The 26,818-nt window shown below is 61.2% G+C and carries 24 protein-coding genes; 19 read left to right on the forward strand and 5 right to left on the reverse strand.

Annotation, left to right across the window (positions count from 1 at the left end):
• The first annotated feature begins 4 nt into the window (after window positions 1-4).
• From nuoJ to nuoN, 5 genes are all read left to right on the forward strand, one after another.
• The gene (gene nuoJ, locus AC1M2H_RS08565; RefSeq protein ID WP_480151034.1) at window positions 5-559 is read left to right on the forward strand and encodes an NADH-quinone oxidoreductase subunit J; all 555 of its coding nucleotides are present in this window, start codon (window positions 5-7) and stop codon (window positions 557-559) included.
• Window positions 556-858 carry an NADH-quinone oxidoreductase subunit NuoK gene (gene nuoK, locus AC1M2H_RS08570; protein ID WP_002913148.1) on the forward strand — a complete coding sequence of 101 codons (303 nt, stop codon included), beginning with the start codon at window positions 556-558 and terminating at the stop codon, window positions 856-858. Before nuoJ ends, nuoK begins: the two co-directional genes overlap by 4 nt.
• Window positions 855-2,696 carry an NADH-quinone oxidoreductase subunit L gene (gene nuoL, locus AC1M2H_RS08575; RefSeq protein WP_480151035.1) on the forward strand — a complete coding sequence of 614 codons (1,842 nt, stop codon included), beginning with the start codon at window positions 855-857 and terminating at the stop codon, window positions 2,694-2,696. Before nuoK ends, nuoL begins: the two co-directional genes overlap by 4 nt.
• 250 nt (window positions 2,697-2,946) lie before the next feature.
• Complete coding sequence (nuoM, locus tag AC1M2H_RS08580) at window positions 2,947-4,476, forward strand: NADH-quinone oxidoreductase subunit M (protein ID WP_480151036.1); 1,530 nt, start codon at window positions 2,947-2,949, stop codon at window positions 4,474-4,476.
• A gap of 6 nt (window positions 4,477-4,482) precedes the next feature.
• Window positions 4,483-5,940 carry an NADH-quinone oxidoreductase subunit NuoN gene (gene nuoN, locus AC1M2H_RS08585; protein WP_480151037.1) on the forward strand — a complete coding sequence of 486 codons (1,458 nt, stop codon included), beginning with the start codon at window positions 4,483-4,485 and terminating at the stop codon, window positions 5,938-5,940.
• An 83-nt stretch (window positions 5,941-6,023) separates the two neighbouring features.
• On the opposite strand, the gene rnz is transcribed toward nuoN, so the two are convergent.
• A complete protein-coding gene (rnz, locus tag AC1M2H_RS08590; protein ID WP_480151038.1) occupies window positions 6,024-6,944 on the reverse strand; it encodes a ribonuclease Z in 921 nt (306 codons plus the stop codon).
• A 54-nt stretch (window positions 6,945-6,998) separates the two neighbouring features.
• Between rnz and AC1M2H_RS08595 the strand changes: the two genes are divergently transcribed.
• From AC1M2H_RS08595 to menE, 7 genes are all read left to right on the forward strand, one after another.
• A complete protein-coding gene (locus AC1M2H_RS08595; RefSeq protein ID WP_480151039.1) occupies window positions 6,999-7,475 on the forward strand; it encodes a GNAT family N-acetyltransferase in 477 nt (158 codons plus the stop codon).
• Window positions 7,476-7,600: 125 nt separating this feature from the next.
• The gene (menF, locus tag AC1M2H_RS08600; protein ID WP_480151040.1) at window positions 7,601-8,896 is read left to right on the forward strand and encodes an isochorismate synthase MenF; all 1,296 of its coding nucleotides are present in this window, start codon (window positions 7,601-7,603) and stop codon (window positions 8,894-8,896) included.
• A gap of 76 nt (window positions 8,897-8,972) precedes the next feature.
• Window positions 8,973-10,643, forward strand: coding sequence for a 2-succinyl-5-enolpyruvyl-6-hydroxy-3-cyclohexene-1-carboxylic-acid synthase (gene menD / locus AC1M2H_RS08605; RefSeq protein WP_480151041.1), 1,671 nt, complete (start codon window positions 8,973-8,975; stop codon window positions 10,641-10,643).
• Window positions 10,640-11,398 (forward strand): 2-succinyl-6-hydroxy-2,4-cyclohexadiene-1-carboxylate synthase, encoded by a 759-nt coding sequence (gene menH / locus AC1M2H_RS08610; RefSeq protein ID WP_480151042.1) that lies wholly within the window; start codon window positions 10,640-10,642, stop codon window positions 11,396-11,398. Before menD ends, menH begins: the two co-directional genes overlap by 4 nt.
• A 14-nt stretch (window positions 11,399-11,412) precedes the next feature.
• Window positions 11,413-12,270: a 1,4-dihydroxy-2-naphthoyl-CoA synthase gene (gene menB, locus AC1M2H_RS08615; RefSeq protein ID WP_480151043.1), complete on the forward strand. Its 858-nt coding sequence runs from the start codon at window positions 11,413-11,415 to the stop codon at window positions 12,268-12,270.
• Window positions 12,270-13,235 carry an o-succinylbenzoate synthase gene (menC, locus tag AC1M2H_RS08620; RefSeq protein ID WP_480151044.1) on the forward strand — a complete coding sequence of 322 codons (966 nt, stop codon included), beginning with the start codon at window positions 12,270-12,272 and terminating at the stop codon, window positions 13,233-13,235. Before menB ends, menC begins: the two co-directional genes overlap by 1 nt.
• Window positions 13,232-14,605 carry an o-succinylbenzoate--CoA ligase gene (gene menE / locus AC1M2H_RS08625; protein ID WP_480151045.1) on the forward strand — a complete coding sequence of 458 codons (1,374 nt, stop codon included), beginning with the start codon at window positions 13,232-13,234 and terminating at the stop codon, window positions 14,603-14,605. Before menC ends, menE begins: the two co-directional genes overlap by 4 nt.
• Window positions 14,606-14,686: 81 nt before the next feature.
• On the opposite strand, the gene nudI is transcribed toward menE, so the two are convergent.
• Window positions 14,687-15,112, reverse strand: coding sequence for a nucleoside triphosphatase NudI (gene nudI / locus AC1M2H_RS08630; RefSeq protein WP_480151046.1), 426 nt, complete (start codon window positions 15,110-15,112; stop codon window positions 14,687-14,689).
• A 137-nt stretch (window positions 15,113-15,249) separates the two neighbouring features.
• On the opposite strand from nudI, the gene AC1M2H_RS08635 reads away from it, so the two are divergent.
• The 7 genes from AC1M2H_RS08635 (at window position 15,250) to yfaU (ending at window position 22,711) form a co-directional block, all read left to right on the forward strand.
• Window positions 15,250-16,206, forward strand: coding sequence for an Rpn family recombination-promoting nuclease/putative transposase (locus tag AC1M2H_RS08635; protein ID WP_480151047.1), 957 nt, complete (start codon window positions 15,250-15,252; stop codon window positions 16,204-16,206).
• 303 nt (window positions 16,207-16,509) lie between these two features.
• Complete coding sequence (locus AC1M2H_RS08640) at window positions 16,510-17,052, forward strand: YfaZ family outer membrane protein (protein ID WP_480151048.1); 543 nt, start codon at window positions 16,510-16,512, stop codon at window positions 17,050-17,052.
• Between the two features lie 94 nt (window positions 17,053-17,146).
• A complete protein-coding gene (locus AC1M2H_RS08645; RefSeq protein ID WP_133599199.1) occupies window positions 17,147-18,343 on the forward strand; it encodes a nicotinamide mononucleotide deamidase-related protein YfaY in 1,197 nt (398 codons plus the stop codon).
• A gap of 204 nt (window positions 18,344-18,547) precedes the next feature.
• A complete protein-coding gene (locus AC1M2H_RS08650) occupies window positions 18,548-19,330 on the forward strand; it encodes an IclR family transcriptional regulator (protein WP_480151049.1) in 783 nt (260 codons plus the stop codon).
• Between the two features lie 13 nt (window positions 19,331-19,343).
• Entirely contained in the window at window positions 19,344-20,549 is a 1,206-nt protein-coding gene (gene rhmD / locus AC1M2H_RS08655; RefSeq protein ID WP_480151050.1) for an L-rhamnonate dehydratase, read from the forward strand.
• 52 nt (window positions 20,550-20,601) lie between these two features.
• Window positions 20,602-21,891, forward strand: coding sequence for an MFS transporter (locus AC1M2H_RS08660; protein ID WP_480151051.1), 1,290 nt, complete (start codon window positions 20,602-20,604; stop codon window positions 21,889-21,891).
• Between the two features lie 16 nt (window positions 21,892-21,907).
• The gene (gene yfaU / locus AC1M2H_RS08665; protein WP_480151052.1) at window positions 21,908-22,711 is read left to right on the forward strand and encodes a 2-keto-3-deoxy-L-rhamnonate aldolase; all 804 of its coding nucleotides are present in this window, start codon (window positions 21,908-21,910) and stop codon (window positions 22,709-22,711) included.
• A gap of 25 nt (window positions 22,712-22,736) precedes the next feature.
• Here yfaU and glpC read toward each other — a convergent pair whose 3' ends face one another.
• The 3 genes from glpC to glpA are packed head-to-tail and all read right to left on the reverse strand — an operon-like array spanning window position 22,737 to window position 26,783.
• A complete protein-coding gene (gene glpC / locus AC1M2H_RS08670; protein ID WP_480151053.1) occupies window positions 22,737-23,915 on the reverse strand; it encodes an anaerobic glycerol-3-phosphate dehydrogenase subunit GlpC in 1,179 nt (392 codons plus the stop codon).
• Window positions 23,912-25,171, reverse strand: coding sequence for a glycerol-3-phosphate dehydrogenase subunit GlpB (gene glpB / locus AC1M2H_RS08675; protein ID WP_480151054.1), 1,260 nt, complete (start codon window positions 25,169-25,171; stop codon window positions 23,912-23,914). The genes glpC and glpB overlap by 4 nt, the downstream gene beginning before the upstream one ends.
• Window positions 25,161-26,783: an anaerobic glycerol-3-phosphate dehydrogenase subunit A gene (gene glpA, locus AC1M2H_RS08680; RefSeq protein ID WP_480151055.1), complete on the reverse strand. Its 1,623-nt coding sequence runs from the start codon at window positions 26,781-26,783 to the stop codon at window positions 25,161-25,163. The genes glpB and glpA overlap by 11 nt, the downstream gene beginning before the upstream one ends.
• Window positions 26,784-26,818 lie beyond the last annotated feature (35 nt).

A 26,818-nucleotide genomic window follows, 5' to 3' on the forward strand; every position in this document is an offset into this window, starting at 1 on the left:
GGCAATGGAATTCGCTTTTTATATCTGTGGCCTTATCGCCATCCTCGCAACCCTGCGGGTGATCACCCACACTAATCCGGTGCACGCGCTGCTGTACCTGATTATTTCGCTGTTAGCGATTGCCGGGGTGTTCTTCTCGCTGGGCGCGTACTTCGCCGGGGCGCTGGAGATCATCGTCTACGCCGGGGCCATCATGGTGCTCTTCGTCTTCGTGGTGATGATGCTTAACCTTGGCGGCAGCGAAATTGAGCAGGAACGTAAGTGGCTGCAGCCGGCGATTTGGGTCGGTCCGGCCGTTCTCTCCGCGGTGCTGCTGGTGGTTATCGTTTACGCCATCCTCGGTCTCAACGATCAGGGCATTGAAGGCAACGCGATAAGCGCGAAAGAAGTCGGTATTGCGCTGTTTGGCCCGTACGTACTGGCGGTGGAGCTGGCCTCCATGCTGCTGCTGGCAGGTCTGGTCGTTGCCTTCCACATCGGCCGCGAAGAGCGCGCCGGTGAAGTGCTGAGCAACCGCCAGAACGATAGCGACAAAAGAAAAACGGAGGAGCACGCATGATCCCCTTAACACATGGACTGATCCTCGCCGCGATCCTGTTTGTTCTCGGTCTGACGGGTCTGGTGATTCGCCGCAATCTGCTGTTTATGCTGATTAGCCTGGAGATCATGATCAACGCCGCGGCGTTGGCCTTCGTGGTTGCCGGAAGCTACTGGGGTCAGGCCGATGGTCAGATAATGTATATTCTCGCGATCAGCCTTGCGGCTGCGGAAGCGAGTATCGGTCTGGCGCTGCTGCTGCAGCTCCATCGTCGCCGCCAGAACCTGAACATCGATTCAGTAAGTGAGTTGCGTGGATGAACATGCTTGCCTTAACCATTCTTTTGCCATTGATTGGCTTTGTGCTGCTGGCCTTCTCCCGCGGGCGCTGGTCGGAAAATCTCTCCGCCACCGTGGGAATGGGCTCGGTCGGTCTGGCCGCGCTGGTCACGGCCTTCGTCGGGATGGACTTCTTTGCTAACGGCAGACAGGCGGTCAGCGTTCCGCTGTGGACCTGGATGTCGGTGGGCGATTTCAACATCGGCTTTAACCTGGTGCTGGACGGTCTCTCCCTGACCATGCTCTCCGTGGTCACCGGCGTCGGTTTCCTGATCCACATGTTCGCCTCCTGGTACATGCGCGGGGAAGAGGGCTACTCCCGCTTCTTCGCCTACACCAACCTGTTTATCGCCAGCATGGTGGTTCTGGTGCTCGCCGATAACCTGCTGCTGATGTACCTCGGCTGGGAAGGCGTGGGCCTGTGCTCCTATCTGCTGATCGGTTTCTACTATACCGATCCGAAGAACGGCGCTGCGGCGATGAAAGCGTTCGTGGTGACCCGCGTCGGCGACGTGTTCCTCGCCTTCGCGCTGTTCATCCTCTACAACGAGCTGGGCACGCTGAACTTCCGCGAAATGGTCGAGCTGGCGCCTCAGCACTTCGAAGCCGGCAACAACATGCTGACCTGGGCGACGCTGATGTTGCTGGGCGGCGCGGTGGGTAAATCCGCGCAGCTGCCGCTGCAGACATGGCTTGCGGACGCGATGGCCGGCCCGACGCCGGTCTCCGCGCTGATCCACGCCGCAACCATGGTGACCGCGGGCGTGTATCTGATCGCCCGCACGCACGGCCTGTTCCTGATGACGCCGGAAATTCTCCATCTGGTGGGTATCGTTGGTGCGGTGACGCTGGTGCTGGCAGGTTTCGCCGCGCTGGTGCAGACCGACATCAAACGCGTGCTGGCCTACTCGACGATGAGTCAGATTGGCTACATGTTCCTGGCGCTGGGCGTTCAGGCATGGGACGCGGCGATTTTCCACCTGATGACCCACGCGTTCTTTAAAGCGCTGCTGTTCCTGTCGTCTGGTTCGGTGATCCTCGCCTGCCATCACGAGCAGAACATCTTCAAAATGGGTGGCCTGCGTAAGTCGATTCCGCTGGTATACGTCTGCTTCCTGGTGGGGGGCGCGGCGCTGTCCGCACTGCCGCTCATCACCGCAGGCTTCTTCAGTAAGGATGAGATTCTGGCAGGGGCGATGGCAAACGGTCATATCAACCTGATGGTTGCTGGCCTGGTCGGGGCGTTTATGACCTCGCTGTATACCTTCCGTATGATCTTCATCGTGTTCCACGGCAAAGAGCAGATCCACGCGCACGCAGGGAAGGGGATTACCCATCACCTGCCGCTGATTGTTCTGCTGGTTCTGTCCACCTTCGTTGGCGCCATGATCGTGCCGCCGCTGCAGGGCGTACTGCCGCAGACCACCGAGCTTGAGCACGGCCGCGTAATGACCCTGGAAATCACCTCCGGGATCGTCGCGATTGCCGGCATCCTGATCGCCGCATGGCTGTGGCTGGGCAAACGCACGCTGGTGACCTCCATCGCCAACAGCGCGCCTGGCCGCCTGCTCGGCACCTGGTGGTACAACGCCTGGGGCTTCGACTGGCTGTACGATAAAGTGTTCGTGAAGCCGTTCCTCGGCGTGGCGTGGCTGCTGAAAAGCGATCCGCTGAACTCAATGATGAACATTCCGGCGATCCTCTCCCGCTTTGCAGGTAAAGGCCTGCTGCTAAGCGAGAACGGTTATTTACGCTGGTACGTCGCGTCAATGAGCATCGGTGCGGTTGTCGTGCTGGCGCTGCTGATGGTATTGCGTTGAGTTTGTTGGCTGGGTGAGCGATTGCCGGATGGCGCTGCGCTTATCCGGCCGACAAACCCTAAAAGAATTTTAGAATTCGTTGAAAATCTGTTCCTGAGGTACAGGCGTCATCGGCGAAGTCAGACCGGAGACCGCCAGCGCAGAGTAACCGCAGCGTACTAAAGTACGCGAGGATTATGAGCGCTGCCGGAGTTCGGGCTGGCGAGCGAGATAGCCTGAGCAGGAGTAAATATAAGGGACATACTCAGCTATGTTATTACCCTGGTTAATACTAATCCCCTTTATCGGCGGGTTTCTGTGCTGGCAGACCGAACGCTTTGGCGTGAAGATGCCGCGCTGGATTGCGCTGATTACCATGGGACTGACGCTGGTTCTCTCGCTGCAGCTGTGGCTGCAGGGCGGCTATTCTCTGACACAGGCTGCGGGTATTCCCCAGTGGCAGTCTGAATTTGTCATGCCGTGGATCCCTCGCTTCGGTATTAGCATTCATCTGGCAATCGACGGTCTGTCGCTGCTGATGGTGGTGCTGACCGGCCTGCTCGGCGTACTGGCGGTACTCTGCTCATGGCGTGAGATCGAAAAGTATCAGGGCTTCTTCCACCTCAACCTGATGTGGATCCTGGGCGGCGTTATCGGCGTGTTCCTCGCCATCGATATGTTCCTGTTCTTCTTCTTCTGGGAAATGATGCTGGTGCCGATGTACTTCCTGATCGCGCTGTGGGGCCATAAGGCTTCCGACGGCAAAACGCGCATCACGGCGGCCACCAAGTTCTTCATCTATACCCAGGCGAGCGGGCTGGTGATGCTGATTGCCATCCTGGCGCTGGCGTTCGTTCACTTCAACGCCACCGGCGTGTGGACCTTCAACTATGAAGATCTGCTGAAGACCCCGATGTCCCACGGCGTGGAATATGCGCTGATGCTGGGCTTCTTCATCGCCTTCGCGGTGAAAATGCCGGTTGTGCCGCTGCACGGCTGGCTGCCGGACGCGCACTCCCAGGCGCCGACCGCCGGTTCCGTTGACCTCGCGGGGATCCTGCTGAAAACCGCGGCCTACGGTCTGCTGCGTTTCTCGCTGCCGCTGTTTCCGAACGCCTCCGCCGAATTTGCGCCAATCGCTATGTGGCTGGGTATCATCGGTATTTTCTACGGCGCATGGATGGCCTTCTGCCAGTACGATATCAAACGCCTGATTGCCTATACCTCCGTTTCCCATATGGGCTTCGTGCTGATTGCCATCTATACCGGCAGCCAGCTGGCCTATCAGGGGGCGGTGATTCAGATGATTGCGCACGGTCTCTCCGCTGCCGGCCTGTTTATCCTTTGCGGCCAGCTCTACGAGCGCCTGCACACTCGCGACATGCGTCAGATGGGCGGCCTGTGGAATAAAATTAAGTGGCTGCCGGCGCTGTCGATGTTCTTCGCCGTGGCGACCCTCGGGATGCCGGGTACCGGTAACTTTGTCGGCGAGTTCATGATCCTGTTCGGCAGCTATAAAGTGGTGCCGGTGATTACCGTGATCTCCACCTTTGGTCTGGTGTTCGCTTCCGTCTACTCGCTGGCGATGCTGCATCGCGCCTACTTCGGTAAAGCGAAGAGCGAGATTGCGGCGAAAGAGCTGCCGGGAATGTCGCTGCGTGAGCTGTCGATTATCCTGCTGCTGGTGGTTCTGCTGGTGCTGCTGGGCTTCTTCCCGCAGCCGATTCTGGACACCTCACATGCTGCGATGAGCAACATTCAGCAGTGGTTTGTTAATTCTGTTTCTACTACAAGGCCGTAATTCGCCATGACAATAACTCCACAACAACTGATCGCACTGCTACCGCTGCTGATCGTCGGCTTGACGGTGGTGGTTGTGATGCTCTCCATTGCGTGGCGACGCAATCATTTCCTTAATGCCACGCTGTCGGTTCTCGGGCTTAACGCCGCGCTGATATCGCTTTGGTTTGTTGGTCAAAACGGCGCGATGGACGTCACGCCGCTGATCCGCGTTGACGGCTACTCCATGCTCTACACCGGGCTGGTGCTGCTGGCGAGCCTGGCGACCTGTACTTTTGCCTATCCGTGGCTTGAGGGTTACAAGGACAATAAAGAAGAGTTCTACCTGCTGGTGCTTATCGCCGCGCTGGGCGGCATTCTGCTGGCGGGCGCTAACCATCTGGCGGCGCTGTTCCTTGGTATCGAACTGATTTCGCTGCCGCTGTTCGGCCTCGTTGGCTACGCTTTCCGTCAGAAGCGGTCTCTGGAAGCCAGTATCAAATACACCATTCTGTCTGCCGCAGCCTCCTCTTTCCTGCTGTTCGGTATGGCGCTGGTGTACGCGAACTCCGGCAATCTCTCCTTCCTGGCCCTCGGTAAGAGCCTGGCGGATAATGCCCTGCACGAACCGCTGCTGCTGGCGGGTCTGGGCCTGATGATTGTCGGCTTGGGCTTTAAGCTGTCGCTGGTGCCGTTCCATCTGTGGACGCCGGACGTTTATCAGGGCGCGCCGGCGCCGGTATCAACTTTCCTGGCCACCGCCAGCAAGATTGCTATCTTCGGCGTGGTGATGCGTCTGTTCCTCTATATGCCGGTAGGCAATAGCGAAGCGGTGCGCATCGTGCTGGGTCTGATAGCCTTTGCGTCCATCATCTTCGGTAACCTGATGGCGCTGAGCCAGACCAACATCAAGCGCCTGCTCGGCTACTCCTCGATCTCGCATCTGGGCTATCTGCTGGTGGCGCTGATCGCCCTGCAGAGCGGCGAAATGTCGATGGAAGCGGTTGGCGTCTATCTGGCCGGCTACCTGTTCAGCAGCCTCGGCGCCTTCGGCGTGGTGAGCCTGATGTCCAGCCCGTACCGCGGCCCGGATGCCGACTCGCTGTACTCCTATCGCGGCCTGTTCTGGCACCGTCCAATTCTGTCGGCGGTGATGACGGTAATGATGCTGTCGCTGGCGGGTATCCCGATGACGCTGGGCTTTATCGGTAAGTTCTACGTGCTGGCGGTCGGCGTGCACGCGCATCTGTGGTGGCTGGTTGCCGCCGTGGTGGTGGGTTCGGCTATCGGTCTTTACTACTACCTGCGCGTCGCGGTGAGCCTCTATCTGAGCGCGCCGGAGAAACTGAACCGCGATGCGCCGTCTAACTGGCAGTACAGCGCCGGCGGTATCGTGGTGCTGATCTCGGCCCTGCTGGTGCTGCTGCTCGGCGTCTGGCCGCAGCCGCTGATTAGCATCGTACAGCTGGCAACGCCGCTGATGTAAAGCGGCTACGGCTGCAAAAAAACCGCCGGTTGACGATCGGCGGTTTTTTTATGCGCGTCGGTTAGCCCGGTTAAGGCGCCCTTTTAGCCGATGGGATGGACCATAAAATCCTCCGCCAGCAGGGTCTGCGGGAAGATCTCCCGGCACTCCGCCAGCAGGCGCTGACAGCCCTGTGGATCGTAGCGAGAGCTGAAGTGGGTGGCGATAAAGGTGCCGACGCCGGCATCGCGCGCCAGCGCCGCTGCCTGCTGGCTGGAGGAGTGCCCGCGGCTGTTCGCCTTCCCGGCCATCGCCTGCTCCAGGGTGGTCTCATGGACCATGACGTCGACGCCGCGCGCCAGCTCCAGCGCCGCCGCACAGGGCGCCGTATCGCCGAAGATGGCCAGCTTTTTGCCCGGCGCCGTCGGGCCAAGATAGCGGCGGCCATCGACGATTCGCCCGTCGGCAAGCTCGACGCTTAGCCCCTGCTTAAGCTGCTGAAACAGCGGCCCGGAGGGGACGCCGTCGGCGATAAGGCGGGCCGCGTCGAGGGCGCCGGGCCTATCGTGCTCCTCAATGCGATAGCCGTAGCATTCCACCGGATGGTTTAGCGGCCAGGCCGTGACCCGATATCCGGCTTCGTCAAAGACAAGGCCCGGGCCAACTTCGACAATATCCAGCGGATAATCGGTCCACGAGCCGCTGAGGCGCAGCGCCACCTCGACAAACTCCCGCAGGCCTTTTGGCCCGTATAGGGTCAGTGGCAGCGAGTTTCCCTGCATCGAGCGGCTGCACAGCAGGCCGGGGAGACCAAACAGATGGTCGCCGTGGAGATGGGTAATGAAAATTTTATTCAGCTTGCCGGGATGCAGGGCGGTATGCAGAAACTGATGCTGGGTGCCTTCCCCGCAGTCGAACAGCCAGACCGCCGCTGCCGTTGGCTGTTGTAAATTCAACACGATAGACGTCATATTACGCGTACGGGTCGGTACGCCGGCGGATGTCCCCAAAAAAGTTAATTCCATCGTCCTGTATCCTTAGGGCGTGGGTGAAAAAACTAAAGTATACAGGAGCAGTCAATGATTACATGGCAGGATCTCCACCACAGCGAGCTGACCGTGCCGCAGCTCTATGCGCTGCTCAAACTGCGCTGTGAAGTCTTTGTCGTCGAACAAAACTGTCCCTACCTGGATGTTGACGGCGACGATCTGATCGGCGAAAACCGCCATCTTCTCGGCTGGCGCGGCGATAAGCTGGTGGCCTATGCGCGGATCCTGAAAAGCGCAGAGGATTTCGAACCGGTGGTGATTGGTCGGGTTATCGTCAGCCCGACGGTGCGGGGCGAGAAGCTCGGTTATCGGCTGATGGAAAATGCGCTCGCCAGCTGCGCCCGCTGCTGGCCACAGAAAGCTATCTACCTCGGCGCTCAGGCGCATCTACAGCGCTTCTACGCCAGCTTCGGCTTCCGGCCGGTGACCGAGGTTTACGACGAAGACGGGATCGCGCATATCGGTATGGCCCGCGAGGCCGCAGCGGACCCGCTCCCGCCCGAATAGCCGCAGTTTATCTATACTGTCTGAAATGACGGACGGGCAGCCAAAGGCCACTCCCTCATCGTGGGTACTGCTATTTCTCGCCAGGACCCCGTATAATGTGGGGTTTTTAGTCTGTGGAGGTTTGCGTGCTGTCTGTTTCCGCTGCGCTGGAAAGCTTACGCGGCTGCCTGAGCGATGAGTTCCCCGCATCGTCCGGCACGCGAATTTTCGATGTCTCGTTTCCTCTTCACGATGCGTTTGATCCCCTGCTGTGGTGCGGGCACCAGCCCCAGTGGCCGCAGTTTTACTGGCAGCAGCGCAGCGGCGACGAAGAGCTGGCCGCGCTCGGTGCGGTGAAAAGGTTCTCTTCTCTGGCCGAAGCCCAGCGCTTTTTACAGCATCAGCAGCATCAGGATCTGCGTATTTGCGGCCTGAATGCGTTCAGTCCGCAGGACGGGGCGCTGGTGCTGCCGAGGCTGGAGTGGCGACGGGTAGGGGGAACGGCGTGGCTGCGGCTGGTGCTGTGCAGCGCGACGTCGCTGCGCGAAGATGCCCGGGCGGCGCGCGAGTTTCTGCGGACATTAACGGCAGAACAGGCGCAGCCTGTAGCGATACCGGCCGTACTCAGCGAACGGCACTTCCCGGATTATCCGCGCTGGCGTGAGCTTATTCTGCAGGCTACCCGGGCCATTGCGGCCGGAGAGATGGAAAAAGTGGTGCTGGCTCGCGCCACGGACCTGCGCTTTGCCGCTCCCCTGGATGCCTGGTCGATTATGGCCGCCAGCCGCCGCCGCAACTTTAACTGCTTTCACTTCCTGATGGCCTTTAGCCCGCAGCAGGCGTTTTTCGGTTCAACGCCGGAGCGGCTGTGGCGTCGGCGCGGAACGCTGCTGCGTACCGAGGCGCTGGCGGGTACCGTCGCCGGCCACGCTGACGATCGCCAGGCGCAGGCGCTGGCCGACTGGCTAATGCGCGATGATAAAAACCAGCGGGAAAACATGCTGGTGGTGGAGGATATTTGCCAGCGCATGCAGGGCGAGGCGCAGATGCTGGAGGTGCTGCCGCCGCAGGTGGTGCGCCTGCGCAACGTGCAGCATCTGCGACGCTGCATCTGGACGGCGCTGAATTCACCCGACGACGCCCGCTGCCTGCTCCAGCTGCAGCCTACGGCGGCGGTTGCCGGGCTGCCGCGGCGAGCGGCGCTGGACTTTATCAGCCACCATGAACCCTTTACCCGCGAATGGTATGCCGGTTCCGCCGGCTATTTGTCGCTGGCGCAAAGCGAATTCTGCGTGGCGCTGCGCTCGGCGAAGGTGGAGAACGACACCCTCAGGCTGTACGCCGGCGCCGGGATTGTCAGCGGTTCCGATCCCGAACAAGAGTGGCAGGAAATTGAAAATAAAGCGGCGGGGCTGCGTTCGTTGCTGCTGAGAAAAATGTAGATAGACGATGCATATCAATACTCCATCACTTTGTATTACCTATACTTAGCCTCAATATTTGATATCGGACAATTTCATGTCAGTAAGCGCATTTAACCGACGCTGGGCGGCGGTGATCCTGGAAGCACTAACCCGCCACGGCGTGCAGCATATTTGCATTGCGCCGGGGTCGCGCTCGACGCCCTTAACGCTGGCAGCCGCGGAAAACCGCGCATTGATTCCCCATACTCATTTTGACGAACGCGGGCTTGGCCACCTGGCGCTGGGGCTGGCGAAGGCCAGCCGGCAGCCGGTGGCGGTCATCGTCACCTCCGGTACCGCCACGGCCAATCTCTATCCGGCATTGATTGAGGCCGGGCTAACCGGCGAGAAGCTGATTCTGCTCACCGCCGACCGGCCGCCGGAGCTGATTGACTGCGGCGCCAACCAGGCGATCCGCCAGCCGGGCATGTTCGCATCGCACCCGTCCGAAACCCTCTCTTTGCCGCGTCCGTCGCAGGATATTCCCGCGCGCTGGCTGGTTTCAACCATCGACCAGGCGCTGGGCGCGCTGCATTCCGGCGGCGTACACATTAACTGTCCGTTTGCCGAGCCGCTGTACGGCGATCTGGACGATACCGGCGTCAGCTGGCAGCAGCAGCTCGGAGACTGGTGGCAGAGCGACAGGCCCTGGCTGAGCCAGTCGCTGCATCTCGGCAGCGAAAAGCAGCGCGACTGGTTTTTCTGGCGACAAAAGCGCGGCGTCGTTATCGCCGGGCGCATGAGCGCCGCCGAAGGGCTACAAGCCGCGGCGTGGGCGAAAATGCTTGGCTGGCCGCTGATTGGCGATGTGCTTTCGCAAACCGGGCAGCCGCTGCCCTGCGCCGACCTGTGGCTGGGCAATGGCAAAGCGGTCAGCGAGCTGGAGCAGGCGCAAATCGTCGTCCAGCTCGGCAGCAGCCTGACCGGAAAGCGCCTCCTGCAGTGGCAGGCGAGCTGCGAGCCGGAGGAGTACTGGCTGGTCGATAATTTACCCGGGCGTTTAGATCCGGCCCAGCACCGCGGCCGTCGCCTGGTTTGTCCGGTGGGGGAGTGGCTTGAACTGCATCCGGCGGAAAAACGCCAGCCCTGGGCCACGACGCTGCCGGTTCTTGCCGAGCAAGCCTGGCAGGCGACGGTGGAAAGCAGCGAACGCTTCGGCGAGGCCCAGCTGGCCCACCGTATTCATCGCTATCTGCCGGAGCAGGGGCAGCTGTTCGTCGGCAACAGCCTGGTGGTGCGCCTGATTGATGCGCTATCGCAACTGCCGGCGGGATATCCGGTCTACAGCAACCGCGGCGCCAGCGGCATTGACGGCCTGCTGGCAACCGCCGCCGGCGTACAGCGGGCCAGCGCTCGTCCGCTGCTGGCGATCGTCGGCGATCTCTCTGCGCTCTACGATCTTAATTCGCTGGCGCTGCTGCGCCATGCCTCGGCGCCGCTGGTGCTGATTGTCGTCAACAATAACGGCGGGCAGATCTTCTCTTTGCTGCCGACGCCGCAGGACGAAAGGCGCCAGTTTTACCTGATGCCGCAGGACGTCAACTTCGGGCACGCCGCGGCGATGTTCGATCTCAACTACAGCCGCCCGGGCAACTGGGACGAACTGGAGGCAGCGCTGTCCGGCGCGTGGCGGACTCCTGGCGCGACCGTGATTGAGCTGGTGGTGAACGAAACCGACGGCACCCATACTTTGCAGCAGCTGCTGGTGCAGGTGAGTCATCTATGAGCCTGCACGCCGAGTGCGAACGCGGCCCGAGCAACGAACCCTGGCTGGTGTTTTTACACGGTTTTTCCGGCGACAGCCGTGAATGGCGGCCGGTCGGCGAGGCGTTTAGCGCCCGTTCGCGCCTCTATATCGACCTGCCGGGCCACGGCGGTTCCCGCGATATTGAGGTAGCTGATTTTGCCGACGTCTGCCGGCTGCTGCAGGAGACCCTGGATAGTTACAGCATCCTTAACTACTGGCTGATTGGCTACTCCCTCGGCGGCCGCATCGCGATGGCCTTTGCCAGCCAGCCGCGCGAAGGGCTGTGCGGGCTGGTCGTGGAGGGCGGTCATCCGGGACTGCGCGACGATAGCGAGCGCCTGCTGCGTCGGCGCAGCGATGCGGTCTGGGCCGAGCGCTTTCGCCGCGAACCGCTGCCCAGAGTCTTCGCTGACTGGTACCAGCAGCCGGTTTTCGCCGCGCTGGATGCGCAGCAGCGGGCGGCCCTAATCGCCTTACGCAGCCGCAATCGTGGCGAAAATCTGGCCGCCATGCTGGAGGCAACATCGCTGGCGGTGCAGCCCGATCTGCGCCCGGCATTACGAGCCTGCCGCTTTCCTTTTCACTATCTTTGCGGCGCGCACGATGACAAATTCCGCGCGCTAGCGGGCGATTTAGCCGCCACGATACACGTTATTCATCATGCCGGGCACAACGCGCATCGGGAAAATCCCGCCGCGGTAGCCGCTTGCCTGGCGCAGTTTTTAGCAAGTTAACTAAAGGACATTCTATGCTCTCTCTTGATGAAGCCATGCTCTACGCCCCCGTTGAATGGCACGATTGTTCCGAAGGCTATACCGACATTCGTTACCAAAAATCGACGGATGGTATTGCTAAAATCACCATTAACCGCCCGCAGGTACGTAATGCATTCCGCCCGCTGACCGTCAAAGAGATGATTCAGGCGCTGGCGGATGCCCGCTATGATGACAACATCGGCGTCATTATCCTGACCGGCGAAGGGGATCTGGCGTTCTGCGCCGGCGGCGACCAGAAGGTGCGCGGCGACTACGGCGGCTATCAGGACGATTCCGGCGTACATCACCTGAACGTGCTCGACTTCCAGCGTCAGATCCGCACCTGTCCGAAACCGATCGTCGCGATGGTCGCCGGCTACGCCATCGGCGGCGGCCACGTGCTGCACATGATTTGCGACCTGACTATCGCCGCGGAAAACGCCATCTTTGGCCAGACGGGTCCGAAAGTGGGCTCCTTCGACGGCGGCTGGGGCGCGGCCTATATGGCGCGCATCGTCGGGCAGAAAAAAGCGCGCGAAATTTGGTTCCTGTGCCGCCAGTACGATGCGCAGCAGGCGCTGGATATGGGGCTGGTCAACACCGTCGTCCCGCTGACCGAGCTGGAAAAAGAGACCGTTCGCTGGTGTCGCGAAATGCTGCAAAACAGCCCGATGGCTCTGCGCTGCCTGAAAGCGGCGCTGAACGCCGACTGCGATGGTCAGGCAGGCCTGCAGGAGCTGGCGGGTAACGCCACCATGCTGTTCTACATGACCGAAGAGGGTCAGGAAGGGCGCAACGCATTTAATCAGAAGCGTCAGCCGGACTTCAGCAAATTTAAACGGAATCCATAATGCGCCGGGCGCAGGTTTACCGCTGGCAGATACCGATGGACGCGGGCGTGGTGCTGCGCGAACGGCGGCTAAAAACCCGTGACGGGCTGTTCGTCCATCTTGAGGAGGGCGGGCGCGAAGGCTGGGGAGAAGTTTCTCCTCTGCCGGGATTTAGCAAAGAGACCCTGGAAGAGGCGCAGGCCGCGCTGCTGGCGTGGGTGACGGCCTGGCGTCAGGGGGAAGATCGCCCTTTGCCTGCGCAGCCCTGCGCGGCGTTCGGGGTCAGCTGCGCGCTGGCCGAGCTGAAGGACGAACTGCCGCAGGCGGCAGATTATCGCGCCGCGCCGCTGTGCACCGGCGATCCGGATGAGCTGTTTGCCCGACTTGCAGCGATGCCGGGCGAGAAGATCGCCAAGGTCAAGGTGGGCCTGTATGAGGCGGTGCGCGACGGGATGGTCGTCAACCTGCAGCTGGAGGCGATCCCTGAGCTGCGGCTGCGTCTGGACGCCAACCGGGCGTGGACGCCGCTCAAAGCGCAGCAGTTCGCCAAATACGTGCAGCCGCAATATCGGGATCGCATCGCTTTCCTCGAAGAACCGTGCAAAACCCGCGCTGATTCCCGCGCTTTCGCTAAACAAACCGGTATTACCATTGCCTGGGATGAGAGCCTGCGCGAAGCCGATTTTTGCTTTCAGGCCGAGGAAGGGGTCGGAGCGGTGGTGATTAAGCCAACCCTGACCGGTAGCCTGCAGAAGGTGCAGGAACAGGTGGCCGCCGCCCACGCGCTGGGGCTGACGGCGGTTATCAGCTCTTCGATTGAATCGAGCCTCGGATTGACGCAGCTGGCGCGTATCGCGGCCTGGCTGACGCCGCAGACCGTTCCGGGCCTTGATACGCTGGCGCTGATGCAGACTCAACTGGTACGCCCGTGGCCCGCAAGCGCGCAGCCGTGCCTGTCAACGGATGCGCTGGAGCCGCTGCTGTGATCTTTCGCGACTGGCCGTGGCGCCATTGGGGTGAGCGGCGGGGCGAGGCGTTTGCTCTGCGGCTGAACGACGATAGCCTCACCTGGCAGCAGCTGTGCGAGCGGGTCGATGCGCTGACGGCGGGGTTTGTCGCTCAGGGCGTCGGCGAAGGCGACGGCGTTATTGTGCGGGCCCACAATCAGCCAGCGGCGCTGCTGGCGTGGCTGGCGCTGCTGCAGTGCGGCGCCCGGGTGCTGCCGCTTAATCCGCAGCTGCCCTCGTCAATGCTGACGCAGCTGCTACCGTCCCTCAACGTTCATTATCTGCTGGCGCTTAGCGGCGACGATCTCGCCCTCGGCTATCCGCGGCTGGTTATGCAGGCTGTCGCCGGCGACCGCAGGCTGGCCTGGCGGGAAGATCGTCTGGCGTCGATGACCCTGACTTCCGGTTCTACCGGTCTGCCGAAGGCCGCGGTGCATACTTTCCGCGCCCATCTTGCCAGCGCGCAAGGAGTGCTGGCGATGATCCCGCTGGCGGCGGACGACGACTGGCTGCTTTCCCTGCCGCTGTTTCACGTCTCAGGGCAGGGCATTCTCTGGCGCTGGCTGCTGGCCGGATCGCGCCTGACGGTGCGGGAAAAGCGGCCGTTAGAGCAGGCCCTTCAGGGCTGTAGCCACGCGTCGCTGGTGCCAACGCAGCTGTGGCGGCTGCTCAATAGCGATGCACAGGTATCGCTGAAGGCCGTTCTTCTGGGCGGGGCGGCGATTCCCGTCGAACTCACCGAGCAGGCCCGGGAGAAAGGCATCCGCAGCTGGTGTGGGTATGGCCTGACCGAATTTGCCTCGACGGTGTGCGCCAAAGAGGCCGACGGCGAGGCGGATGTCGGGCAGCCTTTGCCCCGGCGGGAGCTGAAAATTGTCGACGGCGAGGTTTGGCTGCGCGGAGCCAGCATGGCGGCGGGCTACTGGCGCGACGGAGAGCTGGTGCCGCTGGTTAACGAGCAGGGCTGGTTTGCGACCCGCGATCGCGGCGAGCTGCGCAACGGCAAGCTGGCGATCCTTGGGCGTCTGGACAATCTCTTTTTCAGCGGCGGCGAGGGGATCCAACCGGAAGAGGTTGAGCGGGTGATTATGGCTCATCCCCAGGTCCATCAGGCGTTCATTGTGCCTCTGGATGATGCCGAGTTTGGCCAGCGTCCGGTGGCGGTGGTAGAAGGCGACGCGCGCTGCGATATGGCGGAGTTAGCGGCCTGGGTAGAGGATAAGCTGGCGCGCTTTCAGCGGCCGGTACGTTGGCTGGCGCTGCCCGCAACGCTGAAAACCGGCGGCATCAAGATATCGCGTCGGGCGCTACGCGAGTGGGTCAACGCGCGGTGGGACGAATGCGGTTAGCCGTCGGCGGTTTAATCCCTGCTGGCGCAGCGGCAGATCGCCACAGGCCAGGCGGCCGCTTTTCTGGCCGCCGGTGTACGGTTAGAGCAGTCCTTTCAGCGATAACGTCTTGCGCGTCGCGACGTTCAGATCGTAGTGCGGTAAATCTTCGACGCTGACCCACGCATACTCCTGAAACTCTTCGTTAATGGTGACTTCACGGTTGGCGCTGACGCAATCAAAAATCAGGTAGATCATATAGATCTCCTCCTGCCGGCCGTCGCCGTAGGTTTTGACCCGCACGTCGTCGCTGAAGGTCCAGGGCGTAATGCTCGTCAGCCGCAGCGCCTCGCCCAGCTCTTCGCGAATTTCGCGTCTCAGGGCTTCCTCAATGCGCTCGCCAGGCTCCACGCCGCCGCCGGAAAGCGCCCACTGGCCGGGAAAAACGCCGCGATCGTCGGCCATCCTGCAGAGTAGATAGCATCCCTCATTTTGAATCAAGGGGCAGACAATAGTCCTTTGGCGCATGGTTATCTCCTTTCGGTGCACGTTTAGCAAAGCTTCTGGCTGCCAGTTTGCGAGCCGCCTCGGTAAACCGCAAGCGAAAACGCACGCCCGGCGTTGGCGGTGGTAGGGTGGGTTGAAATGACGGACAGGAGGTCAGCATGAGTCGGGCGACAGCGAGCTTTCCGCATGATGCCGTGTTTAAGAGCCTGCTATCGGACCGGGCGACGGCGGCGGATTTTTTACTGATTCACCTGCCGGAGAGTTTACGCGAGCTGTGCGATCTGCAGACCCTGCATCTGGAATCAGGCAGCTTTATTGACGATGATTTACGGGCAAGCCACACGGATATTCTCTATTCCGTGCAGACCCGGACTGGCGAAGGGTATATCTATCTGCTGATTGAGCATCAAAGTTCTGCGGATCGGCATATGGCCTTTCGTTTAATGCGCTACGCCGTGGCGGCGATGCAGCGCCATCTCGATAAAGGCCTGGAGCAGTTGCCGCTGGTGATCCCGCTGCTTTTCTATCACGGTAAGGCGAGCCCCTGGCCGCACTCGATGCGCTGGCTGGATGATTTTTCGCAGCCGGATGTAGCCGAAAAGCTCTATAGCCAGCCCTTTCCGCTGGTGGATGTGACGACTATCCCGGATAGCGATCTGCTGCAGCATCGTCGCGTGGCGATGCTGGAACTGCTGCAAAAGCACATTCGGCAGCGGGATCTGATGGAACTTCAGGCGCAGGTAGTCAGCTTATTAGCGCTGGGATACACTAGCGAAAGACAGCTACAGACGCTGTTGCACTATCTACTCCAGGCGGGGAGTACCGCCGATCCCGTGGCATTTCTGCGTCAGCTGGCGCAAAGCGTGCCGCTACAGCCGCATAAGGAGGCGCTCATGAATATTGCTCAGTTCCTGGAGGACCGCGGTCGTCAGGAAGGGATGCTGCAGGGAAGGCAGCAGGGGCTTGAAGCCGGAATCGAAAAAGGCCGGCAGGAAGGTGAACAAATGGCCGCCGAGCGTATTGCCCTGGCGATGATCGACAGCGGCCTTGCGCTGCCTCTGGTCGCCGAGCTGACCGGCCTGTCCCTGCAGTACCTGGCGCAGCTCAGGCACTAGCGTATTATTGCGCATAATGCGGTGGCCGGGCGGCTGCCGCTTTTTTTCGTCGTGGCTTTTGCCTAAGCCCCTGTCCCGGCGAGGCGCCGTGACGGCGCTCTGAGCGCTCGTTTTGAATAGATATCTTCCCCTCTCCGCTGCCGATGGCGGCGCTGCGACCGCCCAAATCCGGCGTTCCGGTAGCAACTGGTTACAATCACAACAATAAAGGTCGTTTTAGGACATTGATTCCGCAGCATTCGGCAGTACAATTCTGCGGTTTTGGGGATTTCTTTGATTCTTGATTTCTGGATAGAGTAAAAAATGAAAAAATGCGTATTAATCGGCCTTGCCGGCATGGCGTTCGTCTCCACGGCGGCAAACGCTATTAGCGTCACCGGGCAGGCGGGTGAGCACTACACCAACCTTGGCGTCGGTTTTGGTACCGAATCAAGCGGACTGGCGGTAACCGGCAACTGGCTGCACAGCGATAACGACGGCGACGCGGCAGGTTTAGGTCTCGGTTTAAACGTTCCGCTGGGGCCATTCCTCGCAACGGTGGGTGGTAAAGGCGTCTATACCAATCCGAAAAGCGGTGACGAAGGCTATGCGGCAGCGGCAGGCGGCGGCCTGCAGTGGAAAATTGGCGACAGCTTCCGCCTGTTTGGCGAATACTACTATTCTCCTGACTCCCTCTCCAGCGGCATCCAGAGCTATCAGGAAGCCAATGCCGGCGCGAGCTGGACGGTTATGCGTCCTCTGAGCATTGAGGCCGGCTATCGCTACCTGAACCTGGCGGGTAAAGACGGTAACAAAGATAATACCATTGCCGATGGCCCGTACGTCGGCGTCAGCGCCAGCTTCTGATCCCCGGGCGCGGTATCATGCCGCGCCGATTTCCTGTCTACCCAGCCAGCGCCTTTGCGTTATAGTAATTCCACTTATCAGGCTGGAGTTCACAATGTTAAACGTGGAAATGCTGTCCACCGGCGACGAAGTGCTGCATGGGCAAATTGTCGATACCAACGCCGCGTGGCTGGCGGATTTCTTTTTTAATCAGGGATTACCTTTAACGCGTCGCAACACCGTCGGTGACGATCTTGACTCTCTGATCGCGATTTTACGCGAGCGCAGCGAGCATGCGGACGTACTGATTGTTAACGGCGGGCTGGGGCCAACCAGCGACGATCTCAGCGCGCTGGCTGCGGCAACCGCCAAAGGCGAGTCGTTAATTCTGCACGCCGGATGGCTGGAGACGATGACGCGTTTCTTTGCCGAACGCGGAAGACCGATGGCTGAAAGCAACCGCAAGCAGGCGGAAATTCCCGCCAGCGCGGAGATGATCGACAACCCGGTGGGCACGGCCTGCGGTTTTGCCGTTCAGCTTAATCGCTGCCTGATGTTTTTTACCCCCGGCGTGCCGTCGGAATTTAAGGTGATGGTTGAGCAGGAGATTCTACCGCGCCTGCGCGAACGCTTCCCGCTGTCTGCGCCGCCGCTGTGCCTGCGCCTGACCACCTTTGGCCGTTCAGAAAGCGACCTGGCGCAAAGCCTCAACCCGCTGCCGCTGCCGCCCGGCGTGGTGATGGGCTATCGCTCTTCGATGCCGATTATTGAGCTCAAACTCACCGGGCCGGCTGAACAGCGCGACGCGATGCTGGCGCTATGGCCAGAAGTGCAGAAAGTGGCCGGCGAGAACCTGATTTTCGAAGGCACCGAAGGGCTTCCTGCGCAGATTGCGCGCCGCCTGCAGGAGCGGCAGCTGAGCCTGACCCTCAGCGAGCAGTTTACCAGCGGCCTGCTGTCGCTCCAGCTCTCCCGCGCCAATGCTCCGCTGCTGGCCAGCGAAGTGGTCCCCGCGCAGGAGGAGACGCTGGCGCAGTCTGCCCGCTGGACGTCAGAGCGGCGGGTGAAGCATTTTGCCGGCCTTGCGCTGGCGGTCTGCGGTCAGGAGGCTGATTACCTGAACTTCGTGCTCTCTACCCCGGAAGGCACTCACGCGCTGCGGGTTAAGCTCAGCGTCACCCGCTACAGCCTGCAGGTTCGTCAGGAGGTTTGCGCGATGATGGCCCTGAATATGCTGCGCCGCTGGCTGAATGGCCAGCCGGTGGCCGGCGATCACGGCTGGATTAACGTTGTCGAAACGCTGTCGATCTAGGTCGTTAATCGCGCCGGGAGTGTCTGCCGGCGCGATGTCAGTCCAGCCCACTGTACTTATTTTTAAATATTCTGTGCGCTATCCCTCATTTATATCCTTCGCAATGTCCACCTGGCTGGAATAACGCCGTGATTTGAGACCGCTCACAATTTTCCCCCCTGACAATCGCAACACTGATTCCAGTATTCAGGATTGGAGTCCAGCATGTTGGAATCAAGCAAAGTCCCGGCGCTGACCCGCGCCATCGATATTCTCAACTTAATCGCTCGCATTGGCCCCTGCGGCGCGGCGACGATTATCGACGAGCTCGGTATTCCGAAAAGTACCACCTACCTGCTGCTCGGAGAGCTGAGAAAGCAGCGTTTTCTCAGTATGGATAACCAGGATAACTACTGCCTGTGGACCAAGCTGGTGGAGCTGGCCGGGCACGCCGTGAGCAAAATGGATCTGCGGGAGCTGGCCCGCCCGCGTCTGACTCAGCTGATGGACGACTGCGGTCTGCTTTGCCATCTGGGCATCATCGATCAGGGTAACGCCTACTACATCCTGAAAGTCGAATCGCCGGCCACCATCAGCGTGCGCTCGCACGAGGGAAAAAGCCTCTCGCTTTATCGCTCCGGCATTGGCAAATGCCTGCTGGCCTGGCAGCCAGCGCATATTCAGCGCGCCATCATCAGCGAACTTCGCTGGGAGCGGGCTACGCCGACCACCATTACCACTGCCCAGCGCCTCTACGATGAGCTGGAACACATTCGCGCCCGAGGCTGGAGCTTTGATAACGGCGAGGATTACCTCGACGTCCGCTGCGTGGCCGCGCCGGTCTTTAACGCTAATAACGATCTCACCGCCGCGATCTCGGTGGTAGGGACGCGTTTGCAAATCAACGAAGACAATCGTGATTACCTCGCCGGTAAGGCGATTGCCTGTGCCAAAGATATTTCCCGTCTGCTGGGATGGAAGAGCCCTTTCGAGCAACGAGCCTCATAACAAGGAGAACATCATGATCCTACCGAAAATTAAACATATCCGTGCGTGGTTTATCGGCGGGGCGACCGCGGATAAAGGCGCCGGCGGCGGCGACTATCACGATCAGGGAGCCAACCACTGGATTGACGATCATATCGCGACGCCGATGAGCAAATATCCGCAGTATGAACAATCCCGCCAGTCGTTCGGCATTAACGTTCTGGGGACGCTGATTGTTGAAGTGGAGGCCGACAGCGGGCAGACCGGCTTCGCGGTGTCGACGGCGGGAGAGATGGGCTGCTTTATTGTCGAAAAGCACCTGAGCCGCTTTATCGAAGGGAAATGCGTCAGCGATATCAAACTGATCCACGATCAGATGCTCAATGCCACCCTGTACTACTCTGGCTCCGGCGGCCTGGTGCTGAATACGATTTCCTGTGTTGACCTGGCGCTGTGGGATCTGTTCGGCAAAGTGGTTGGCCTGCCGGTCTACAAGCTGCTGGGCGGCGCGGTTCGCGATGAAATTCAGTTCTATGCCACCGGCGCACGTCCGGATCTGGCGCAGGATATGGGGTTTATCGGCGGCAAAATGCCGACGCACTGGGGACCCCACGACGGCGACGCAGGGATCCGCAAGGACGCCGCGATGGTCGCGGAATATCGCGAGAAATGCGGCCCGGACTTTTGGCTGATGCTGGATTGCTGGATGAGCCAGGACGTCAATTACGCCACTAAGCTGGCCCACGCCTGTGCGCCCTATAACCTCAGGTGGATTGAAGAGTGCCTGCCGCCGCAGCAGTACGAAGGCTATCGTGAACTCAAGCGCAATGCGCCTGCCGGGATGATGGTCACGAGCGGCGAGCACCACGGCACGCTGCAATCTTTCCGTACGCTGTCGGAAACCGGCGTCGATATTATGCAACCCGACGTCGGCTGGTGCGGCGGCCTCACCACCCTGGTAGAGATCGCTGCAATCGCTAAGGCGCGCGGTCAACTGGTGGTGCCGCACGGCTCGTCGGTCTATTCGCACCACGCGGTTATTACCTTCACCAATACTCCGTTTAGCGAGTTCCTGATGACCAGCCCGGATTGCGCCACGCTGCGCCCTCAGTTTGACCCGATCCTGCTGGGCGAGCCGGTGCCGGAGAACGGGCGGATCCATAAATCCGTGCTGGATAAACCGGGCTTTGGCGTTGAGCTCAACCGCGACTGTCATCTCAAACGTCCCTATAGCCACTGATCTCGTCGTGCCGCGCGGCGGCGCCGTGCGGCCAACTCCTGAGGATATTGCAATGGGTAATAATTTGCTGGAGAGCGTGGTGAAGAAAAACCGCGCCCGTTTGATTCCCTTTATGCTGGCGTTGTACGTGCTGGCATTTCTCGACCGTTCGAATATTGGTTTTGCCAAAGAGACCTACCAGCTCGATACCGGGCTGAGCAACGAGGCTTACGCCCTTGGCGCCGGAATATTTTTTGTGGTGTATGCCTTTCTCGGGGTCCCGGCGAATCTGCTGATGCGTAAATTTGGCGCGAGAAAATGGATTGGCTGTACCACCCTGCTGTGGGGCGTGCTATCTGCGGCCATGGCATGGGCGGATAGCGAAGCAAAATTCCTGCTGGTACGCACGCTGCTTGGCGCCGCCGAGGCGGGTTTCTTTCCGGGAATGATTTACCTGACTTCTCAATGGTTTCCCCAGCAAAACCGCGCCGGCATTATGGGGTTGTTCTATATGGGCGCGCCGCTGGCGCTGACGCTCGGCTCGCCGCTGTCCGGCGCGCTGCTGGAGATGCACGGCTTTATGGGGCATCCCGGCTGGTTCTGGATGTTCGTGATTGAAGGGCTGCTGGCCGTCTGCGCGGGCTTTTTCACCTTCTTCTGGCTCGACGACACGCCGCAGAATGCGCGTTTTCTCACCGCCGCTGAAAAGCAGGCGCTGATTAGCCAACTGGCCAGCGAAGAGGAGAAAAAGGTCACCTCGCGACTCTCCGACGCGCTGCGCAACGGGCGGGTCTGGCAGCTGGCGATTATCTATCTGACGATTCAGGTTGCCGTCTACGGCCTGATCTTCTTCCTGCCGACCCAGGTTGCCGCGCTGCTGGGCACCAAAGTGGGATTTGTGGCCTCGGTGGTGACGGCGATCCCGTGGATTGCGGCCCTGCTGGGGACCTGGCTTATTCCGCGCTACTCCGATCGGACCGGCGAACGGCGGAATATTGCCGCGCTGACGCTACTGGCGGCCGCGATTGGCATCGGCGTCTCCGGACTGGTTCCGCCGGTACTGGCGATACTGGCGCTGTGCGTCGCGGCGGTCGGCGTGATCGCCGTCCAGCCGGTATTCTGGACGATACCGACGCAATTATTGTCCGGCACCGCGCTGGCCGCAGGCATTGGCTTTGTCAACCTGTTTGGCGCAATCGGCGGTTTTCTGGCGCCAATCGTTCGCGTTCAGGCGGAAACGATTTTCTCCAGCCAATCCGCCGGCCTGCTGACGCTCTCCTGCGTGGCGATAGTGGGCGTCGTTATTATCTTTTCACTGAGCGTAACCCGCATGGTGCCGCAGTCCGGCAGCGTACCGCATTAATATTAAGGAAGACTTTATGAACGCGATTTTATCGAACCCGTTTAAAGCGGGATTATCCAGGGGAGAAACGCAGATTGGCCTGTGGTTGAGCTCAACCTCTTCCTACGTGGCCGAGATTGCCGCCACGGCAGGCTACGACTGGCTGCTGATTGACGGCGAGCATGCGCCAAATACCATTCAGGATCTTTACCATCAGCTGCAGGCCATTGCCCCCTACGCCAGCCAGCCGGTTATACGCCCGGTGGAAGGGAGCCGCAGCCTGATTAAGCAGGTGCTGGATATCGGCGCCCGGACGCTGCTTATCCCAATGGTCGATACGGCCGCTCAGGCGCGGGATATCGTTGCGGCGACCCGCTATCCGCCCCTCGGCACGCGCGGAGTGGGCGCCGGCGTAGCGCGGGCGGCGCGCTGGGGACGGGTCGGGAACTATATGGCGCAGGCGAATGACGAGCTCTGTCTGCTGATCCAGGTTGAGAGCAAGACGGCGCTCGACAATCTGGATGAGATCCTCGAAGTGGACGGTATCGACGGCGTATTTATCGGCCCGGCCGATTTATCCGCCTCTCTCGGCTACCCGGATAACGCCGCTCATCCTGACGTGCAGCGGATTATTGAACAGAGCATTCGCCGCATTCGCGCGGCGGGCAAAGCGGCCGGATTCCTCGCCGTCGATCCGAAAATGGCGCAAAAAAGCCTCGAGTGGGGCGCCAGCTTTGTCGCCGTTGGCGTAGATACCCAGCTCTATACCGACGCGCTGGATAGCCGGCTGGCGATGTTTAAGCCCGGCGCGCGGCGGGAGGAGGCGAAGGGGAGCTACTGACCCCCCGTAACAATGGCGCAGGGCTTCAGGCCAGCGCCTGCGCCAGCAGGGTGATGGGATGTTCACAGCGCTTGCTGGTGGACATCTCAATCTGCCATTTGCAGGTTTCACAATCGGTCACCACCATATTGGCACCGCTCTCCTCAATCTGGCGGAACAGCGGCGCGCCGATGGCCTGCGAAGAGGCGTAGTTCTCCGACTTAAACCCGTAGGTGCCGGCGATGCCGCAGCATTGCGAATCCAGAACTTCGAGCTGCAGCCCGGGGATTTGCCGCAGCAGTTCGAGGGTATACAGCGACCAGCCCATCTTTTCCATATGGCAGGGGGTGTGGTAGACCACCTTCAGCGGCAGCGCTTTGAGCGGCAGGGTTCGCCCGCCGTCAAGCTGGCGCCAGATCCAGCGCGTCGCCAGCTCAACCCTGTCGCGCACGTCGCTGTTGTCGACATCCAGCACGTGCGGATACTCATCGCGCAGGGTGAAGGCGCAGGTGGAGGAGGTGGCGATGGTCGGCAGCGCGCTTTCGCGCATGGCGGCAACGTTGCTCAGCGCCTGCCTGCGGGCTTTGGCGAAAAAGCCGTTGGCAATCAGCGGCACGCCGCAGCATTTCTCTTTGGACAGCAGCTGTACCCCGGTGCCCATGGCGTTCAGCACGCGGATAAGATCTTTACCCAGCTGCGGATGGTTGTAGTTGACGTAGCAGCCGTGAAAGAATGCCACCTGGTCGCTAAACTGCGCCTGCCGCGCGGCGAGCTGGCGGTATGCCCGGCGGAAAGTGCCGAAACCGTATTTTGGCAGCGTCCGACGGTGATCGATCTTGAGCGCCGTATCGAGCAGCCGGCGCACCGGCTGTAGTCCCGTGACGGCGTTGACCAGCGGCGCAAACGGCGTAGAAAGCGTGCCCATAAGATCCGTATGGCTCAGCACCGCATCGCGTAGAGTGGGCTTGTGCTGGCCGTACTGCTCCCGCGCCCGCTGGATAATATCGCCGATTTTAACATCAGAGGGGCAGGCGACCTCGCAGCGCTTGCAGTTAATGCAGTACATCAACGCTTCGTCATACAGGGCGCCGTCTTTTAGCCGCAGCCGCTCGCCGTCGGGGCCCGCCTGTTTAGGGCCGGGATAGCGCGGGTTAACCCGGCTGACCGGGCAGGCGGTGGTGCAAACCGTGCATTTGATGCAGCTCTCAAAGCGGGTATCGTTCATCGTTCGCCTCCGGCAAGGTCGTTGATCTGTTTGGCTACGTGCAGCGCGGTGACGGCGCAAACGCCGCCGCCGCATCCCAGCTGAATAGCGTCAAAACCGCCGAGCAGAGAACCGGCGGCGAACAGGTTGCTGAGCGGCCGCCCCTGCAGCAGCGGACGCAGCATGGCGTCCGTTTTAAGGCCGAAGCGCTGCCACGGCTGGGAGGCGAAGAAATCCCGCTGATACCAGCTCTCACGCGGCAGGCTTTGCTGTAGATCGAGGCCAAGAATCGGCTCGCGCACGCCATCGCGTCCGGCAATCAGGCCATTGCTGAAGAAGCTGCCGCTGGCCAGGATGGTAAAGCGCGGACGCAGCGGAATATCGCCGTGGTTGCGCGTCCACACCTCGCTGACCGTCCCATCCTGATGGCTGATTTTGGTCACCTCATCGCCGGCCAGCCACGTTCCTCCGCCGCGAATAAAGCGGCGCTGGAGCTGGCTATGCAGGCGCATTCCCGCTACCGAAGGGGGCAGGGTTGGCAGCAGGCGCAGCGGGCAGGGCAGGCGCTCCTGTAGCCATAGATACAGGTGGTTATCGCTCAGGCCAAAGCAGGCGGGCAGGATCAGCAGATCGTGCTCGCGCGCCAGCGGAAGCAGCGCGGCCAGCAGCGCCGGCCAGTGGCGCTCGTCATCCAGCACTCTGGCGATATTGGCGGCGCGAAATTCGCTCGGGCTCTCGCGCAGGACGTCCAGCAGCGGTAACGCGATTTCCGCCGCGCTGGCGTTCACTCCGTGCTGATTCAGCGCCGCGGCGGCCAGATGCGGCTGGAAGTCGGCAAAGCCGCCGATCCCGACCAGGCAGGGGCGCAGGGCGGCTAACGGATAAACCGCAACCTCCTGCGGGGAGAGCCACGCGGCGCGCAGGGTGCCGAGCGGCGTGACGCGCAGGTGCGGCCGGGCGGCATCGCCCTGCAGCACAATGCCGCTGGCGGCCAGCAGCGCCTGGGTCTGCGCCGCGTAGTCCATCACGCGTTCTGCGCCCAGCTTCGCGTAGGGATGCTCCGGCGCCTGGGCCGCCAGCCGGGCGATCCCCTGGGCGACGTCGGTAACTTTGTCGCCGTTGGGCAGTTCGGAAAGCAGGTCCAGCGAGGCGGAGGAGAAATGCAGCGCGCTTTGACCGCGGCTGACAATTGCGCTGCGCAAACCGTATTGATTCAGGCTCAGTCCGCAAAGTAGCCCGGCGAGCCCGCCGCCGATAATCACGCAATCAAATTTCATCCTGCTGCTCCTTTTGCAAACCGCACAGCCCGAGATAGACCCAGCGGGTGAATTCACTTTCGCGCAGCGCGTCGCCCCAGGCTACGGGCTGTACGCCTTTCCAGCGTTCATTTAAAAACTCCGATAGCTGGGTCAGCGATTGCGCCGGCGTGGCGACATTGAAGCGCTGCAGCAGCCCGGCGGCGCGGCAGGCGCAGAGCTCGCCCTGGCAGGTTCCCATGCCGATTCGGGTGCGGCGGCGTAAGTCGAGCAGATTGTTGACCGCTAAGTTTTCTACCGCGTACTGCACTTCCCCCGCCGTCACCGCTTCGCACTCGCAGATCAGGCTGCGGTGCTGGCGGCGATCGCCAAGCCAGGCGGGCGTGCGATCGCCGTGACGGTAAACGGCCGAGCCCCGCAGCGACGCGGGCAGCGAGATGATTTTCTGCAGAGTTGTTGCGATCGGTTCGCGGGAGCCCGGTAAAGGGGTATCGGCGGTGGTGCAGGGCACGGTATTGCCGAGCTTGCGGCACACGGCGTCCGTCGCCCATTCCGCCATCAGGCGGTAGGTCATCAGCTTGCCGCCGGTAATGGTGATAAACCCGTCCATCCCGTCGCGTTCGGCGTGATCTAACAGCACAATGCCGCGGCTGACGCTACGCCCACTGGGGTCGTTATCGCTGGCCACCAGCGGCCGCACGCCGGAGTAGGCGCGCAGCACCCGGGTGTGGGCCATCGCGGGCGTCAGCTTCTCGCCTTCGCGCAGCAGGGTATCGACTTCCGCAGCGGTGACCCGATTATCGTCAATTTCATCGTAGGGGATATGCACCGAGGTGGTGCCAATCAGGGAGATGGTATCCCCGGGTACCAGAATATCGGCATCGGCGGGTTTGCGGCAGCGGTTGATCACGTGCCGGTTGATGCGATGGTCGAGGATCAGCAGCGATCCCTTAGCCGGAAACATCGCAATGCGCAGGTCGGCATATTCCGCGATCCGCTGCCCCCAGATCCCGGCGGCGTTGACCACTACCCCGGCGTGCAGCGTGCGGTTCTCGCGGCGCTTATGGTCATAGTAGCGCACGCCGTTGACCCGATCGCCTCTGCGCAGCAGGCCGGTGATTTCGCAGCCGGTGAGGATGGTGGCGCCGTGTTCGCGGGCGTCCAGCATATTGGCCGCGCTCAGACGGAACGGATCGACCGTGCCGTCGGGTACCTGAACGGCGCCGAGCAGCGCGGGGTTGACGCCAGGCTCAATGCGCAGCGCCTCGGCGGGCGAGAGCTGGCGGGCCTCAATTCCGGCCTGCTGACAGGCGTGAATAAAAGTCTGCTGCCAGGCGAGGTCATCTTCGGGCAGGGTGATAAACAGCCCGTTAGTGGGTTCCACGCAGTGTCGGGCGATGCGGCGCAGGATCCGGTTTTCGCTGATACATTCGCGCGCCGATTCGCCATCGGTCACCGCGTAGCGGGCGCCGCTGTGCAGCAGCCCGTGATTGCGCCCGGTCGCCCCGGTGGCGATATCGTGGCGTTCCACCAGGGTTACGCGCAGCCCGCGGAGCGCGCAGTCGCGGGCGATCCCTGCTCCGGTTGCGCCGCCGCCAATGACAATGACATCACATTCACCGGTCTCGGCCATCTCTCTATCCCTCTACTTTCGTTTTACGCCATTTA

The sequence above is a fragment of the Klebsiella sp. F11 genome, from assembly GCF_056712265.1.

Coding starts and splice junctions, on each gene's coding strand:
- nuoJ (WP_480151034.1), top strand. CDS start 5: ATGGAATTCGCTTTTTATATCTGTGGCCTTATCGCCATCCTCGCAACC.
- nuoK (WP_002913148.1), top strand. CDS start 556: ATGATCCCCTTAACACATGGACTGATCCTCGCCGCGATCCTGTTTGTT.
- nuoL (WP_480151035.1), top strand. CDS start 855: ATGAACATGCTTGCCTTAACCATTCTTTTGCCATTGATTGGCTTTGTG.
- nuoM (WP_480151036.1), top strand. CDS start 2,947: ATGTTATTACCCTGGTTAATACTAATCCCCTTTATCGGCGGGTTTCTG.
- nuoN (WP_480151037.1), top strand. CDS start 4,483: ATGACAATAACTCCACAACAACTGATCGCACTGCTACCGCTGCTGATC.
- rnz (WP_480151038.1), bottom strand. CDS start 6,944: ATGGAATTAACTTTTTTGGGGACATCCGCCGGCGTACCGACCCGTACG.
- AC1M2H_RS08595 (WP_480151039.1), top strand. CDS start 6,999: ATGATTACATGGCAGGATCTCCACCACAGCGAGCTGACCGTGCCGCAG.
- menD (WP_480151041.1), top strand. CDS start 8,973: ATGTCAGTAAGCGCATTTAACCGACGCTGGGCGGCGGTGATCCTGGAA.
- menH (WP_480151042.1), top strand. CDS start 10,640: ATGAGCCTGCACGCCGAGTGCGAACGCGGCCCGAGCAACGAACCCTGG.
- menB (WP_480151043.1), top strand. CDS start 11,413: ATGCTCTCTCTTGATGAAGCCATGCTCTACGCCCCCGTTGAATGGCAC.
- menC (WP_480151044.1), top strand. CDS start 12,270: ATGCGCCGGGCGCAGGTTTACCGCTGGCAGATACCGATGGACGCGGGC.
- nudI (WP_480151046.1), bottom strand. CDS start 15,112: ATGCGCCAAAGGACTATTGTCTGCCCCTTGATTCAAAATGAGGGATGC.
- AC1M2H_RS08635 (WP_480151047.1), top strand. CDS start 15,250: ATGAGTCGGGCGACAGCGAGCTTTCCGCATGATGCCGTGTTTAAGAGC.
- AC1M2H_RS08640 (WP_480151048.1), top strand. CDS start 16,510: ATGAAAAAATGCGTATTAATCGGCCTTGCCGGCATGGCGTTCGTCTCC.
- AC1M2H_RS08645 (WP_133599199.1), top strand. CDS start 17,147: ATGTTAAACGTGGAAATGCTGTCCACCGGCGACGAAGTGCTGCATGGG.
- AC1M2H_RS08650 (WP_480151049.1), top strand. CDS start 18,548: ATGTTGGAATCAAGCAAAGTCCCGGCGCTGACCCGCGCCATCGATATT.
- rhmD (WP_480151050.1), top strand. CDS start 19,344: ATGATCCTACCGAAAATTAAACATATCCGTGCGTGGTTTATCGGCGGG.
- AC1M2H_RS08660 (WP_480151051.1), top strand. CDS start 20,602: ATGGGTAATAATTTGCTGGAGAGCGTGGTGAAGAAAAACCGCGCCCGT.
- yfaU (WP_480151052.1), top strand. CDS start 21,908: ATGAACGCGATTTTATCGAACCCGTTTAAAGCGGGATTATCCAGGGGA.
- glpC (WP_480151053.1), bottom strand. CDS start 23,915: ATGAACGATACCCGCTTTGAGAGCTGCATCAAATGCACGGTTTGCACC.
- glpB (WP_480151054.1), bottom strand. CDS start 25,171: ATGAAATTTGATTGCGTGATTATCGGCGGCGGGCTCGCCGGGCTACTT.
- glpA (WP_480151055.1), bottom strand. CDS start 26,783: ATGGCCGAGACCGGTGAATGTGATGTCATTGTCATTGGCGGCGGCGCA.